At 49.0% G+C, this 14,759-nt stretch carries 12 protein-coding genes; 8 read left to right on the top strand and 4 right to left on the bottom strand.

Annotated elements, in window-relative coordinates:
- Positions 1–56: 56 nt before the first annotated feature.
- The 3 genes from Enr17x_RS26540 (at position 57) to Enr17x_RS26530 (ending at position 3,665) form a co-directional block, all read left to right on the top strand.
- Positions 57–623 (top strand): sigma-70 family RNA polymerase sigma factor, encoded by a 567-nt coding sequence (locus Enr17x_RS26540; protein WP_145313031.1) that lies wholly within the window; start codon positions 57–59, stop codon positions 621–623.
- Positions 616–2,811 (top strand): DUF1549 and DUF1553 domain-containing protein, encoded by a 2,196-nt coding sequence (locus Enr17x_RS26535; protein ID WP_145313030.1) that lies wholly within the window; start codon positions 616–618, stop codon positions 2,809–2,811. Before Enr17x_RS26540 ends, Enr17x_RS26535 begins: the two co-directional genes overlap by 8 nt.
- A gap of 101 nt (positions 2,812–2,912) precedes the next feature.
- On the top strand, positions 2,913–3,665 hold the full coding sequence (locus Enr17x_RS26530) for an SDR family NAD(P)-dependent oxidoreductase (RefSeq protein WP_145313028.1): 753 nt from the start codon (positions 2,913–2,915) through the stop codon (positions 3,663–3,665).
- Between the two features lie 33 nt (positions 3,666–3,698).
- Here Enr17x_RS26530 and Enr17x_RS26525 read toward each other — a convergent pair whose 3' ends face one another.
- The 3 genes from Enr17x_RS26525 to Enr17x_RS26515 all read right to left on the bottom strand — a co-directional run bounded on the left by Enr17x_RS26525 (position 3,699) and on the right by Enr17x_RS26515 (position 6,542).
- Positions 3,699–4,094 (bottom strand): PilZ domain-containing protein, encoded by a 396-nt coding sequence (locus tag Enr17x_RS26525; protein ID WP_145313026.1) that lies wholly within the window; start codon positions 4,092–4,094, stop codon positions 3,699–3,701.
- 163 nt (positions 4,095–4,257) lie between these two features.
- Positions 4,258–5,601 (bottom strand): Trk system potassium transporter TrkA, encoded by a 1,344-nt coding sequence (gene trkA / locus Enr17x_RS26520; protein ID WP_145313024.1) that lies wholly within the window; start codon positions 5,599–5,601, stop codon positions 4,258–4,260.
- 44 nt (positions 5,602–5,645) lie between these two features.
- A complete protein-coding gene (locus Enr17x_RS26515; protein WP_145313022.1) occupies positions 5,646–6,542 on the bottom strand; it encodes an ABC transporter permease in 897 nt (298 codons plus the stop codon).
- A 329-nt stretch (positions 6,543–6,871) separates the two neighbouring features.
- Here Enr17x_RS26515 and Enr17x_RS26510 point away from each other — a divergent pair, with 329 nt between their 5' ends.
- The 5 genes from Enr17x_RS26510 (at position 6,872) to Enr17x_RS26490 (ending at position 13,204) form a co-directional block, all read left to right on the top strand.
- On the top strand, positions 6,872–7,534 hold the full coding sequence (locus tag Enr17x_RS26510; protein ID WP_145313021.1) for a hypothetical protein: 663 nt from the start codon (positions 6,872–6,874) through the stop codon (positions 7,532–7,534).
- Positions 7,535–7,853: 319 nt separating this feature from the next.
- Complete coding sequence (locus Enr17x_RS26505; protein WP_145313018.1) at positions 7,854–9,104, top strand: DUF1207 domain-containing protein; 1,251 nt, start codon at positions 7,854–7,856, stop codon at positions 9,102–9,104.
- Positions 9,105–9,190: 86 nt separating this feature from the next.
- Positions 9,191–10,717, top strand: coding sequence for a uroporphyrinogen-III C-methyltransferase (cobA, locus tag Enr17x_RS26500; protein WP_145313016.1), 1,527 nt, complete (start codon positions 9,191–9,193; stop codon positions 10,715–10,717).
- Between the two features lie 207 nt (positions 10,718–10,924).
- A complete protein-coding gene (locus Enr17x_RS26495) occupies positions 10,925–11,593 on the top strand; it encodes a hypothetical protein (protein ID WP_145313014.1) in 669 nt (222 codons plus the stop codon).
- A gap of 75 nt (positions 11,594–11,668) precedes the next feature.
- Complete coding sequence (locus tag Enr17x_RS26490) at positions 11,669–13,204, top strand: HTTM domain-containing protein (RefSeq protein ID WP_145313012.1); 1,536 nt, start codon at positions 11,669–11,671, stop codon at positions 13,202–13,204.
- A 27-nt stretch (positions 13,205–13,231) separates the two neighbouring features.
- Here Enr17x_RS26490 and Enr17x_RS26485 read toward each other — a convergent pair whose 3' ends face one another.
- On the bottom strand, positions 13,232–14,635 hold the full coding sequence (locus Enr17x_RS26485; protein ID WP_145313010.1) for a hypothetical protein: 1,404 nt from the start codon (positions 14,633–14,635) through the stop codon (positions 13,232–13,234).
- Positions 14,636–14,759 lie beyond the last annotated feature (124 nt).

Raw genomic sequence — 14,759 nt, 5'->3', positions numbered from 1 at the left:
TCGACCAGGAAAGAAAACTGAACAGATCAACTTTGACGTAACGAATTGGAATTACTTTGACAAGTTCCACCGATCAGCCTGTTTTCCCAGATACCGATACGGATGAGGGACGTGAATTTATTGCGCTGTTTACCAAAAATCAACGACGCATTTATTTATATATCCTTTCCATGATTCCACACCCGCTGGAAGCAGAAGAGATCCTGCAAAACACCAACTTGATCATCTGGAAAAAAGCACAACAGTTTGAAGCAGGCACCAATTTTTTTGCCTGGTCCTGTCAGATTGCACATTATGAAATATTAAAATTTCGAAAGAAACGTGGCCGCGACAAACATCAATTCAGTGACGAATTTGTCTCCCAAGTCGCTGATGCAGTACAAGAGAACCAGGATATTTTTGAGTTGCGTCGCAATGCCTTAACATTCTGTTTGAGCAAATTACGCAAGAAAGATCGAGAGCTCATCCAGAGACGATACCAGGGAAGTAACCAGGGGAAAGAACTGGCCGACGAATTAGGCCGCCCGGCAAATTCCGTTTATCAGTCGTTAGGGCGTGTCAGACGTACTTTATTTGAATGTATTAACCGCTATATTGCAGCAGAGTCTTATAGTCATGAGTAAGAAAGAAATCGAATTAGCTGAGCTTTCTTTGCTTATGGAAGCATTGTGCGAGGAACGTCTGTCAGCAACAGAGAGCGCCCGACTGGAGGAAATTGTTCTTTCCGATCCGGATGCGATGCAGTTCTATCTGAATTATTCTCACCTGCATGGCACGTTGTACTGGGATCAGGCTTTGGGCTCTGACGCGATGATTCCTGTCGTAACTGCTGTGGAAGAAGAAATCGCTGAAGAAGCAGCCGTCGAAGAAGACGGAGAAGTCACAGTCGCTGAGACAATCAAACGCCCAACCGTATCACGCAAAAATCGCTGGGTCGCGGGGATTACCTCTGTCTGTCTGCTGGTGGCATTCATGGTCGTGTTCAATTCATGGCTGAAAAAAGAGGATGCTTCCGGTCTGGCTGAAAATCCCCCCAACCAGAATCAGCCTCTCGAAGGTTCTCATGGCACTCCTGAGAATCTGGCGACAGTCCCCTCAACGAAACAGACTCGTTCGATTCATATCGAGCCATCCCAGCACCCCATGTTGCGTTTCCAAAAAAACAACACACCGAATTCACTTAACGACCTTCCTTTAGTTGCCACTAAGCCGAAGCAGTTAGCGCCGGTGGAACAACTGCCGACAGGTGCTTCTGACGAAGCCATTATCACATTTATTAATCATCGGATTCAAGATGGCTGGGCCGCCGCCAACATTACGTCTTCGCCGTTCGCGACTGATGAAGAATGGGTCCGCCGCGTTTATCTGGACGTAATTGGACGTATCCCAACCGCCACCGAAGCAGAACAGTTTTTAAAATCCAGGCAGCCTGATAAACATCAACGGCTGGTCCAACAATTAACCGAAAATCCAACCTACGTGACAAACTGGTCAACGATCTGGACCCGTTTACTCATTGGTCGGACGATGTCGCGTGAGATAAACCGCCGTGCATTGCAGGATTTTCTGGTGCAAAGTTTTGCGGAGAACCGTCCGTGGAGCGAGATTGTTTATGATCTGGTCTCTGCAGAAGGGGATGCGGATACGAATGGTGCCACCAACTTTTTACTGGCACATCTGAATAATCAGGCCGTCCCCGCGACCGCGATTACCACACGCCTGTTTCTGGGAACACAAATTCAATGTACCCAGTGCCATAACCACCCCTTCAATAATGCAACGCAGAGCCAGTTCTGGGAAATCAACAGTTTCTTCAAGCAGACGAAAGTAGTCCGCAAGAAAAACATGGGAGAGAAGGGCGAAGCAAAAGCCCCCAAACTGACGCTCGTCTCGCTTTCCAAAGGGGGAACGACCTTTTATGAAACCCGTCAAGGGTTGATGCAGCCCGCTTATCCCAAATTTGCAGGAGTGAAAATCTCCGATGGCCCCGGTGTGAATCGACGTCAGGAACTGGCCCGATTAATGACATCAGGTAAAACGAATCAGTTGGCCCGTGCAATGGTCAATCGGATGTGGGCGCACTTCTTCGGTTACGGGTTCACCCGTCCGGTGGATGACATGGGCTATCATAATTCCCCCACGCATCCTGAGTTACTGGATCAGTTGGCGCGTCAATTTGTTGACAGTGGCTACGACATCAAACAACTGATTCAATGGATTTGCCTGTCGGATGCGTATCGGCTCAGCAGTCGATTTCAGAACGACAATGTCGCCGACAACCCCGAGGATGGCAGCACGCCAAACTTCAGCCGCATGTATGTCAAACAGATGACCGCAGAACAGCTTTATGATTCACTGCAGGTTACCGCCAAACCGACACAGATTGTCACCGACTACTCGACCGCCTGGAACAAAATGCAGAAACGCGACAAATGGCTGCAGCAGTTTATCTATACGCTTCAAAATGAAGAAAACGATGAAACCACGACCCTCGATGGTACCATCACACAGGCGTTGTTAATGATGAACGGCCCTCTGGTGAAACAGAGCCTTGATCTGAAGCAGGATGGCAGCATTTTGACTCAGGCACTCAAAGAACGCACACCGGATGCCAGAATCAGAAAGCTGAGTCTGGCCGCTCTGTCGCGTTATCCTTCCTCACGTGAGCTGACGGAGTTGAAGCGTCTGGTGAAAGAACGTACCAAATTTTTGACTGCCCGAAATGTTCCGCTTCAATCCGCAGTCCAGCAAAGCTACCAGGATGTCTACTGGGCTTACCTCAACTCGAATGAATTCATCCTGATTCATTGATCACTCCATCACCTCTTGCGGTTTCAAATTTGAATTGCTATAGATAGGCTCTGTCTCAGCTTTCATATTTCGCACTCTGAGTATTTCAGTAAAGGATTCTGATGACCGATCTCCTGATTAATAAGGTTGCCGTTATCACTGGTGCCAGCAGTGGCATTGGCCGCTCTATCGCAGAGCATTATCTGAACGAGGGCGCGAAAGTGGTCGTCTTTGCCAGAAGGAATGGACTGCTGGAAGAACTGGAAGCCCAGTTTCCAGCGCGGACTTTGGTTGTGGATGGCGACGTTACCAGTGAAGCCGATCTGAAACGACTGGCCGAAACAACAAAGCATCGATTTGGCCGAGTCGATATTCTGGTTCCCAATGCGGGAATAGCACGTGTGATCCCGTTCGAAGATTCCACGCGCGAGGCCATCGCCGAAACATTCGATGTCAATTTTCATGGTGCATTTCAGACTGTGCGAACTTTTTTGCCCGATTTGAACGAGGGTTCGTCTGTCATTTTTATCACGACCTATCTCACACAAGTCGGCTTTCCTGGTGTCGCCGCTTATTCTGCTTCCAAAGCAGCTTTGAAATCATTAACACAAACTCTGGCGGCCGAATTAGGACCTCGCGGGATTCGCGTGAATGCGATCGCCCCGGGACCAACCGCAACCCCAATCTGGAATAGTGTCGGGCTGGATGAAGAACAACTCAAGAGCGTCGAAGAATCGGTGGCCAATCGGTTGATTTCTCAGAAATTTGGACAACCGGAAGACGTTGCGGAAGTCGCTGTCTTTCTGGCATCAGATGCGGCCCGGAAGATTTGCGGGCAGGAAATCGTCGCCGACGACGGTTACACACTCAGCTAGCCCGGGTTCAAGTGTGAAATCACATTTCCTCGTTCAGTTTTGCAGCAAATCGTGCAAGTTGTTTTTTTGCTCGATAAACTCACTGAGCGTTTTTTCCTGCTTTTCAGTCAGTAAGACGCATAATTCACAACCGGTTGAATATTTTCCGGTCTGATCTTGTTCTTGCCAGACCACTTTCGCGGTCGAATTGAAAAGGTGCTTGCCTGAGTTATGGACTTGCACAAGCAGTGATTCACCAATGGAAAGCGGCAAATCCAATCGGATGCGAATCCCATTTGAGGAAACATCATACAGAGTCCCGTTGATGGGCCCCTGACCAGAAGAGCTGCCCGACCGCAGTAAACTGACTTCTGTTTCGAATTTTGTTCGTTGATATTGTCGTCGTTCGTTGCCAGAACGTCGGCTAGTCGATTTTCTACGGTCAGTCATGGGTGCTGCCTGTCTTGTTTGGCCCGGCGAATTATCATCAATGCTGCAGACATGAGAAGAGACTTAGATCCTGCAGGTAAAGTATAGGCCAGAATCTCACCGACTTTGTGAGAGAATTCCAGAATCTCAGGAGACTTTTCCGGCAGGTCCACCTGTATCAGTTCTACTGTTTGACCGGCTTAAACAGCGGCAGAATCTCATTCAGGTTATCCTGCTCACATAAGAGAATCACAGTATCCCCCACTTGAATCTGATCCTCGGCACCAGGAACGCGAACACAATCTTCTTTGACCACAGCAGCAATCAATGCCTGTTTCAGTTTCAGATCTTTCAATAACGCCTGAGTGATCGGGGTATTCTTGCGGACTTCGAGTTCCAAGATTGCCGAATTTCCCCCGCCGATTTCAGAGTGGCTGATAATCGGACCTGAATGAACCATACCCATAATCTGCCGCGTGATGACTTCACGAGGACTCACCGCAACATCGATGCCCAGTTTCGTCAGCACATTGGCATAATCGGGACGCCGGACAATACTCATTATGCGGCTGGCTCCAAGCTCTTTGGCTTCGACACCACACACAATATTGTCTTCATCCCGACCTGTTGCTGCGATAAACACGTCAGATTTACCAACGCGAGCTTCTTCCATTTCCGTGCGTCTGGTTGCATCAGCGAGCAGGACCGTAGTGGAATCGAGGTGTCTTGAAAGAAAATCGCAACGAACGGGATCAGTCTCCAGGATCGTAACCGAATATTCTTTTTTTTGCAAAATCCGCGCTAGATTGAATCCGATGTTTCCCCCGCCGGCAATGATCACACGGAATTTCACAGCGCGTTTGTGCTGAAACATGCGGTGAACTTTATCAATATGTTCCTGCGTCCCAATCAGCGTTACAATTTGACCTGCTTCGATCACGTTGTCCGCACCGGCGATGGATGTATTCACACCGTCTGAAATCAAACCGACGCGGACATCGCTGGGGAGATTCAGATTTCGCAGCAAGACGCCATCGGCTTTGACTCCCTTTTGCACATCCAGAACCTGAATCAATACTTCTCCGCGCGCGAAGTTTTCGACTGCGAATAAGCCGGGTTCGCCGATTTGCTTAGCCAATTCAAGAGCTGTCAGGTATTCCAGGCTCAACAAGCGATCGATGTTGAAGTGCCGTTGATAGTCGAAGGTACTCAAGTTTAAATACGCATGATTGAAGATGCGGGCTACACAGCGGCGGGCTCCCATTGCCTTCGCCAGACTGGCACCAACCATATTGACTTCATCCTGGCTGGTTACTGCCAGACAAAGATCGGCTCCCAGCACGCCGGCTTGAAACAGAATCGCAGAGTCACAGGCGGAACCGCAGATGGTCTGGACATCGACTCGTTCCTCAACCAGTTCTAATGCACTGCGTGATTTATCGATAATGGTAACATTGTGTTGCTCGGCACAAAGGGTGTCGGCGACAAAAGTCCCTACCGTCCCAGCTCCCATAATTACAATATTCATAGTTTACTCTATAGAAAACTGACTTCAGTTTGATGGTTCGATGATCAGCTGCTGGCGCTGCGATAGCTGTTTAATGACCAGTTGAAGATATAGCGGGAAATCAATAATAACGCCAGTGTGACTGAAACAGACACAAGTGTGATCCAGGAAGGCTCTAAGGCTTTCGATAAGAGTTGTCGTGCAGGAACCGTCACGACAAGTAAAATCGGGATCACATAAGAAAAGGCAAATCGGATTAGCTCACCCGTCGGCGAACCACTGTAAATACTCCGCGGGTAGCGGGCGAATACCGTAATATAAAACCAGAAATCATACAAACCCTGATTGCGCCCAAACCAGATACTGCTGCTGGCTAACGCGATCATCAGGCTGTAAAAGAAAGCGACGCCGACCGCTAATAAAAGACAATACATAAAGATCTGGCCAGCCCCCTGGCAGCAGATCAGCAGCAGCGACAACCACTCTCCTGATTGAATCAGTCTTTGCAGCGCAAGCAGTCCCAGATCAAAATGTGAGATCTGCCACATCGAATAGACTAAGAGTGCCCCTGCCAGGAGAACCTGATTCAGCATTGCCAGGTTCACTTTCTCGAACGAAACAAGAAATTGAGTGTCGATCGGCTTGAGCAGTACGAAATCGAGATTTCCGTTTCGAATCAATTCACTGAAATTGGCGCAGTTGGGCATGAAGAATGTTTCCACGATCGCATTGATCAACATTCCGGTTGCCATAAACGCAAAATATTCCTCGCGGGTCCAGTCATTGATGGAATTGACATTACGGTAAATGATATCGAACAGAATCAGTTGGGCAGCAAACCAGAATCCGCGCGTGACAACAGTAATGATTAAGTTACCACGGAAGGTCATTTCACGAATCAGCGAATTGCGCAGGAACGTCAGCCAGACACGTCCGTATTGAGGCCGGGAAGAATTTGCCATTTCTGGAAGCACTTTCTGTACGATCTTGTAATTCACTCACTGATAGATTTGTTGAAACACGCATCTGCATTTTATTCAAAATGCCTTGCGTTGTCTTCTCTGGTTGCCCCATCAGAAAAATAAACTGACAGAGTGTGTTAAATTGTCTCGAATAAGGTGTTTATGAAGAATGTGCCCGTGGTACCTCTCACGGTAACAAATCAGACAATCTCCAAATTGTGACGTAAAAAACAGCGATAATTCTGAGGGAAAAACGCTCCACCTCTGTTTGGCGGGTAAACTTGAAGCAAGTGTTCCATTATCGATTTGCTGAACCTGAGGTGTGATTAATGAATCCAACTGACTTTTTCTTAAATAATACGTATCGTCTCTGCCGTGTGTGCGCGTTCGCAGTGTTGATCACTTTTACAGCAGCAGGCCAGGTGGCTTATGCGCAAAATGATCCATTTTCTACCGATACCGAGCAGGAAAAAATGACACCGGAGCAACAGGAGGCAGCGGCTCAAGAATTATTAAAAGGGGTGCAGAAGCTGGTTCTTTCCCAACAAAGACGCATCGCGCGAAAAGTGATTCGGCTCTATCCCAAATCGGAATCAGCCAAAGTAGCCAGATTACTTCTGGATGAGTATGAGCGTTTTGACAAGCTGAAAGAAGAGGAAGAAAAGGCAGATATAGAGTGGCTTAACCAGGTGAGACACCACTGGTTTGTCGAGCGTGATCCGGTACACAATACCTCCTACTTTACCCTGCTGGAAGGGACTCAAAAAGCCCCCACCAAAGTCATCAATCAATCGAAGACTCCCGTTTTATATGAGTTGAAAGGCCCTTCCATGCCTTGGAATGGTCCGTTCCGACTGCGTACAGGCGAGTCGCATGAATTCTATTATTCGGCTCAGGTTCGTTTCTTCTCTGATCAGGGAACGGTCGTCAAGCATTTGACACCCGGACAGACACTGCAATTGAACGATGCAAACACTCTACATATCAAATAAATGCAATCAGCCTCTCGTTTTTTGTGAATTATCTCACACGATCCAAGAGGCTTTTTTTAGATCATCCCAAAGAATCTCCTACCGTAAGCTGTTGCATAACAGTCGCTTAATGCCATTAAATTAAATTGAGATACCTAATTCGTCAAAAGCGGAATTCACCTTTTCGCTTCTTGAAAATCTCGCTATACTCCCCCCACTCATCTTATTCACATTCCGTGAATCAGCCTCTCTCAGTCTCTCCGTTCAGATTTTCTGATCTCCTCACACATAATATTTTCGCGGCATTTTTTGCTGACGTCCACAATAAGGAGCCTCACCGGTGAGGTTATTTATTCGATTCATCATACAACGTACACTGTTGGGGCTTTTGTTATGCGCCTCTAGCGGAGACTTACTCGCACAACAGGCTTCAGGCAGTACGCCTTTTATGGCACCATCGCCCTACGGAGATCAGCAGCAAAGTCAGCGATTGCAGCCGGCAAGTCAGGCACAAATCTACCTGGAACAACAATACTCCAATCAACAACAAAATCCGGTACGACTGGGAGCACCTTTACATCAGGCCAATCCTGTCCGGTCAGCTGGTTGGAAACAGGATATTACCCAGAGCCTGCCTCCGCTTTATTCCCAAAGCCGTACTCAGACACGCGGTCAATCCGGCTCGATTAGGCAAGTGGGCGCGACACAATCTGATTATCCATCCGCTTTCGAAGCATTTTCAGACGATATGGATTACCCGGATCTGGAGACCATGCCCGTTCCTGAGGGAAGCTATACCGAATCCATCGACGAACTCTGTGGCGGAAACTGCTGGGGCTGGACGGTCTTACCGACCGACTTGCTTTACACATCTTATTTAGCAGGCCCAAAAGAGCCAAGAATGGCGCTGGCGGTTCTGAATGAAAAAGATATCGGCTGGCAGATGGAACTGGAAGCAGGGGCACGCGTCGGCTTGTTGCGCTACGGTTCCATGAATGACGATGTATTGGAAGGTTGGCAGCTTGACGTCGAAGGAGCAGGGCCACCGCGATTAAACATTGAAGAAGACCTCGACCTGGATGCCGCTGATTTTCGGGTTGGTGTTCCACTAACCTGGAGACGGGGCGCCTATCAGGCAAAGTTTGCTTATTATCACACCAGCGCTCATGTCGGCGATGAATATCTCAAGCGTCATCCCGGTTTTCAAAGAATCAATTATGTACGCGATGTCTTTGTTCTGGGAGGTGGGTATTTTGTGGATCCTGATCTCAGACTGTATGCCGAAATTGGCTATGCCTTTAACACAGATGGAGGCGCAGAACCCTGGGAACTGCAATTTGGTGCCGAATTCAGCCCCGCCGAACATAACGGGATCTATGGTGCCCCTTTCTGGGCGATTAACGGCTATTTGCGTGAGGAAGTGGACTGGGGCGGAAATGTGAATTTCATGATTGGCTGGCAGTGGCGCGGCGATCGAAACAACCACTTGCTCCGTATTGGTTTTCAATACCTGGATGGAAAAACCATGCAGTACTCCTTCTTCCAGAATTCGGAACGAATGGTGGGCTTTGGTACCTGGTATGACTTCTAACCAACTCGCCATCTCTACAAACTCTGCTATAATGTTGGTTTGCGATTCATTTTAGTCAACAGCTGTTGTGGAGCAAAGTAGAGCAGATGGCGGGAGGAAAAGTCTATTTAGTCGGCGCTGGTCCCGGTGACCCCGGTTTGATCACCATTAAAGGGATTGAATGTCTCAAGCAGGCGGATTTGATTCTGTATGACGGGCTTGTCAATCCCCTGCTGCTCCATCATGTTTCTTCGAAAGCGGAACGTACCTGTCGTGTTTCCGAGGGAAGGAATAAGCGTCGTATCCTGCGGCAGGAGGAAATCAACCAGCGTTTGATTGACGCAGCCCGTGAAGGAAAAACCGTAGTTCGATTAAAGGGGGGCGACCCTTTTATTTTCGGCCGCGGAAGTGAGGAAGCAGTGGCACTGCGCAATGCCGGCATCGACTTTGAAGTCATTCCCGGCATTACCGCAGCGACGGCTGCCGCCGGTTATGCGGGCATCTCAGTCACGCACCGGGCTCACGCATCGGCCGTTGCACTCATCACCGGACATGAAGACCCCAGCAAAGCCGATTCCAGCTTAGATTACCATGTGCTGGCGAAGTTTCCCGGAACCCTCGTGTTTTATATGGGCCTGCATAAACTGGAGCACATCGTGTCTTCGTTAATCCAGGCTGGAAAATCAGCAGACATTCCCGCCGCCGTGATCAGCCGGGGAACCACGCCTTTTCAGAAAACGGTACAAAGCGATCTCGCTCATTTACCGGAAGCAGTTCGAGAAGCAGAATTAGTGGCCCCCTCGCTGATTGTGATTGGAGAGTGTGTTACCCTGCGAGACCAAATTGCCTGGTTTGATCAAAAGCCCTTGTTTGGACTTCGAATTGGTATTACTCGCCCTTGGGAACAAGCAGAAGCAGAAATCCAACGCGCGATCAAGCTCGGAGCACAGCCGGTTCTACTACCAACGATAAAAATCAGTGCTCCTACAGACTGGAAACCCGTCGATGATGCCATCGCGCGACTGGAAGAATATCAGTGGCTCGTCTTTACGAGTGCCAACGGCGTGCGGTATTTCCTGAATCGATTATGGGAAACCGGCTTTGATGCCCGAAAATTGGCGCACCTGAAGCTAGCGACGATAGGTCCTTCCACAGCTGAAGCATTGAATGCATGGCACCTGCGCGCTGATGTCATTCCCCCTCACTACCGGGCAGAAGAGTTAGCGGCCGTGCTGAAACCACTGGTGAGTCAGCAAAAAATTCTCTGGGCGGGAGCGAATCGGGGACGTGAAGTTCTACAGACGGAACTCGCTGAAGTCTCTGCCACGGTGGATAAAATTGTCGCTTATGAAAATCATGACGTGACCGCCTGGGATCCTGAAAGTGTGGATTTGCTGGAATCTGGTGCATTAGACTGGGTCGGTTTAAGCAGCCCTTCGATCGCCCGGAATTTCTACCACCTCTTGTCCGAGAAAGCCCGAGAACAAATCGGAAATACGATCAAACTGGCTAGTATCAGTCCGGTCACAACCCAGGCCGCCGAAGAAGTTGGCCTGAAGATCGACGCCGAGGCAGAAGAGTATACCTGGGAAGGGATTTTTGCTGCGATTCTGAAGCAGGTCGAGACCCGCTAATTCTCTGTCGGCGATGTAGAAAACCGCAAATCGGACAAAAAGGTTGCTATTGACCTGAATCGGAAGATCGACGATATTGCCCACCCTGAAAAGCAAGGTGCGGGTTTCCACTGATTCCTATGACTCCAGTTTGGCTTGCCTGATGCCTTATTTTGTAGTGTTTTCTGAATTACTGATCTCATTGTTGAGCCAGGGAAGGCTATTCGAATGCGATTATTCAAACGTGGACTCACCTACCTGACCATTACCGGCTATGTGGGAATTTTGATATTTGGCATCTTCTGCCACACCTTTTCCTTTCGGACGGGCAGTCATCCCGGCATGTACTACATCGTCTGGGATATGTTTTGTGGCTGGTCTGCTTATTCGATTCGCACCCATATCATCGGTGAAGGTGTCAGCGGAAAATATTATGAACTGGCCCCGGGTCCCTGGGGTGAATATAAACCCTATGGTTCTTTGGGGCGGCGACATTACGATACCACCGGTGATGCCTGGTTGAGAATCGCCATGAACACTTTGGATAAAACCGAACACGAGCCGATGCTTCGTATTCTGTGTATCGAAGAAGCCTGGTGCAAAAAGTATAACCTGCCCGATATGGTCTGGGATCGACGATATGAACAGCCAAAAGATTTTCAAAATTACTATCGTTTGAGAAAAGTCATCACGCCCGAAGGCATCGTCGCACAATCGTATGTGCCCTGGCTGACCCGACAACGCTATCTTCAGGTGAATGATAACCCGCGGCTGATTGCTGACATGAACCGGGGACGTCCTTTCTTTGCTGCGACCGTAGGGAGCCGGGTTGAGCCCCCCAGCCCGCAACATGACCCTGACGTTCCTATTCATTTAGCTTCGCCGGTCGGAAATTGAAGCAAACGACTGCCTTAACTTAAATCATACCCGTTCACTCCATTTTGAGTCACAATACCAATCAGGATTTCAAGCATGGATGCTAAAGAAGTGATTCCCACACTCACTCATTCGATTCGTGATCGCTTCCAGCGTTTCTTTTTCGCAGAAGAAGTTCCCTACGGACTGGCCATTGTCCGGATGCTGGTTCCACTCGTCTTACTGGGCACGGTCTGCACCAGATGGCCTTATTCCCGGGAACTGTTTTCCGCAGATGGCGCACCGGCTCCTTTGGCTGAAATTTTTCGATATTATGACTTTTTACCGATGCTTCCGGGAACGGTTGTCGTCGGCCTGTTCGCGGCACTCGCATTTTTTCTGTTCTGCAGCAGCATCGGCTGGATGACCCGGTTCTCCCTGATCGCTTCCGTAACACTTTATACCTATTTCTGTTTCATGGATTGCATCAGCATGGCGACGAAGTATTCCGTCATCGCTTCCCATGTCCTGTTTTTACTTTCGCTATCGCGATGCGGATCGATCTGGTCCGTTGACAGCTGGTTGAAAGGCAAACGAGAAAAGAAATCACTGCCGCTTTATACCAAACATGAACTGCCTCGATTTGAGGTCTGGCCCCAGAGACTGATGCAGATTTTGATCGCACTGATTTATTTTGGCGCTGCAATCACAAAACTTCACACCCCTGGTTATCTCGAAGGGGATCAGATCAGTTACTGGGCGATGTCACGATACAATAATCCGCATCCATTGGGTGAGTTCCTGACAATGTATCCAATTATGTTGTCTGTGATGTCCTATGTCGCTATCGTCTGGGAAATCGCCTTTGTCTTTATTGTCTGGCGGAAGTGGGGACGTATTCTCGGTCTGGGACTGGGAGCTGCCTTCCATATCGGCACACTCTTTTCTCTGGGACTTTACATTTTCCCAATGGTCTCGATTTCGATTTATTTCTGCTTCCTGACCGAAAACGATGTGCAATGGATCTCTGCTCAATTCCGACGACTGGTGCGTGGTACAGGGTGGCTGAAACAAACAGCAGCCAGTCTGGGAGCAGCTATTGAAAAGTATCGCCCTCAACCAGTTGCTGGCTGGAAATCTCCCACAGCCTGGGTGACAGGAATTATGGTAGTGTTAGTTCTCAGCATTTATGTCGAACATCAACAGGATATCTATGGCCTGCGGCGTCCTGAAGGACGGATGACACTGCATGAAGTTGATCCGGAACTGATGGCTCAAATGCTGGCCCCCGAACAGACAATGCGACAAAAAGACAAATTCCTTTCTGTGGATACCGGAACCCAAATGGTGGGAGGCTGGCTGACCAATCGTAAATCCGAATTCATGATCGGAGAAATGATTCTTGTTCAATGTTGTCTGAATCCACCGCATGAAGACATCTGGATCGATTGTCACTTCTGCGAAGAAGACGGGCGCATTGTTCATCGCAGTGGTCAGATTGTGCTGCGTGAGAATTTACGGAGTGCCTTTCAGGTCTACCCGCCTGCGACTCTGGAGCCTGGTAATTATTATGTTTCCATTAAGTCAAAAGGCAAAGAAGTATTGCGACGTTCTGTCACCTTGCTCCCCAAACTTTCTGCAGTGGCAAACTAAGCGACCGCAGATCATGCGGTTCCCACTTCAAGGCTTTGCTGGTGCAGAAGTGACCAGATTTTGGATCACTTGCATCAGAACCGATTCCACTTCCGGTGCTACCAGGCTGGCTCCAGGACTCGATTCATAGCCTCCCTGGGAATACGCGATCTCGGTACAGATATAACCGGGACCATAGTCGCCGTATGCAGCCATGCAAACCGTTCGCTCGGGAGCAAATTCTTGCGCTTTCAACTGGTATTCCACGAATAGTTCTCCCGGAAGATGCAAGATAGACGCTGACTCCAAATGCAGGCAGGTAACCGGAATCTGATGCCCAGCGCTGGCTCTTTGATACCAGACCAGCCGAAATGCGGCGGAGGCCCGCTCTTTCGGAGTTTTGGTTTTATCTTTGATCGTCGCTGCTAATTTTTCCGAATCCAGATGTGAAGCCACGGGTAACGCGGTCATTTTGGTTTTCCAGTGCAGGTCAGCCGAAGTCACCTCGGTCTTTTTCTGATGGTCAAATGCCTGCTGCATGGCTCGTTCGACACGCCCGGCCAAGATCGGCCTCATTTTGGTAGAACCATCATTGTATTTCCCGGCTGCCACATTCCCCGCAGCACCGTTGAAGTATACATTGAGCGTACCCGGCAAGGCTTTGTTTCTGGCTTCCCGTGCCATGCCGACAAATTCATAGTTCACATCGCCTTGGCCATAATAGCTTTGGGGATGTGTGGCATAATAGTTCAAGACCGCGATCGGATGATCCTGATTCCAGAAGCAGATGGAACGCAAGTAAGGATCAATGACTCCTTCGGGCGCTTTGATTGCCTCAGGCGACGTTGATTTACTCCACCGCATCAAACGCACTTTGCCATCGCCTCCCAGTAAGCGGCGGTTCGAGGCGACTTTTTCGACTTTTGATTTGCCGATTCCCAGGTGCGTTACCGTTTGCGGGGTTTTCATGCCCTCTGTGATGGCATCGACCACCTTTTGAATGCATTCTCGATTGTAGTCATTGTCGTAGTTTTTTCCGGCAAGCCCCTGTTCTTCCATCAGTTTCCCAGTAGCAAAGTCAAAGCGGGGCGCATCGTGCTGGTGCAATGAATGCAAGGCGACTCGCTCTGCCGTCGTTTTGGCAGCTTTCGCTAATTCCTGACGCCAGATATCATAACCCGCATTCCCGATCCCAATCGCATCGACGGCACACAAGACAACCGGTTGCTCATCAGACAAGAGCACAATGCCTCTGGCATACAGTGGTGTGACTATTTTCCTGGCGGGCGCATACGCAACGGGAACGCCCAGTTCCGGGGTCACGTCTGCATTGAAAGGAACTATTTTCAACTCGCCTGCTGAGAGATATTGAGGGGAGACCGATAACAAGCAGATGCCTGACAGAACAATCAATTGAAAAATTAGAAATCGATTAAAACTGAAATGAGACATACAGGCGGGCTTCCTGAATCAGAACCGGGGAAAAGATCCATTTGGACAGACTGGATCTGGTAGCAACAATTCAACTTAAACGGGTTCGAGAGCAGAAGCAAGTAAGAAAGGTGTAGAGTAACTT

Origin of the sequence: Gimesia fumaroli (assembly GCF_007754425.1) — a bacterium.
Taxonomy (GTDB): Bacteria; Planctomycetota; Planctomycetia; order Planctomycetales; family Planctomycetaceae; genus Gimesia; species Gimesia fumaroli.
Note: the sequence above shows the minus strand (reverse complement) of the source record. Positions and strands in the feature narration are given on the sequence as shown.

Coding starts and splice junctions, on each gene's coding strand:
- Enr17x_RS26535 (WP_145313030.1), top strand. CDS start 616: ATGAGTAAGAAAGAAATCGAATTAGCTGAGCTTTCTTTGCTTATGGAA.
- Enr17x_RS26530 (WP_145313028.1), top strand. CDS start 2,913: ATGACCGATCTCCTGATTAATAAGGTTGCCGTTATCACTGGTGCCAGC.
- Enr17x_RS26525 (WP_145313026.1), bottom strand. CDS start 4,094: ATGACTGACCGTAGAAAATCGACTAGCCGACGTTCTGGCAACGAACGA.
- trkA (WP_145313024.1), bottom strand. CDS start 5,601: ATGAATATTGTAATTATGGGAGCTGGGACGGTAGGGACTTTTGTCGCC.
- Enr17x_RS26515 (WP_145313022.1), bottom strand. CDS start 6,542: ATGGCAAATTCTTCCCGGCCTCAATACGGACGTGTCTGGCTGACGTTC.
- Enr17x_RS26510 (WP_145313021.1), top strand. CDS start 6,872: ATGAATCCAACTGACTTTTTCTTAAATAATACGTATCGTCTCTGCCGT.
- cobA (WP_145313016.1), top strand. CDS start 9,191: ATGGCGGGAGGAAAAGTCTATTTAGTCGGCGCTGGTCCCGGTGACCCC.
- Enr17x_RS26495 (WP_145313014.1), top strand. CDS start 10,925: ATGCGATTATTCAAACGTGGACTCACCTACCTGACCATTACCGGCTAT.
- Enr17x_RS26490 (WP_145313012.1), top strand. CDS start 11,669: ATGGATGCTAAAGAAGTGATTCCCACACTCACTCATTCGATTCGTGAT.
- Enr17x_RS26485 (WP_145313010.1), bottom strand. CDS start 14,635: ATGTCTCATTTCAGTTTTAATCGATTTCTAATTTTTCAATTGATTGTT.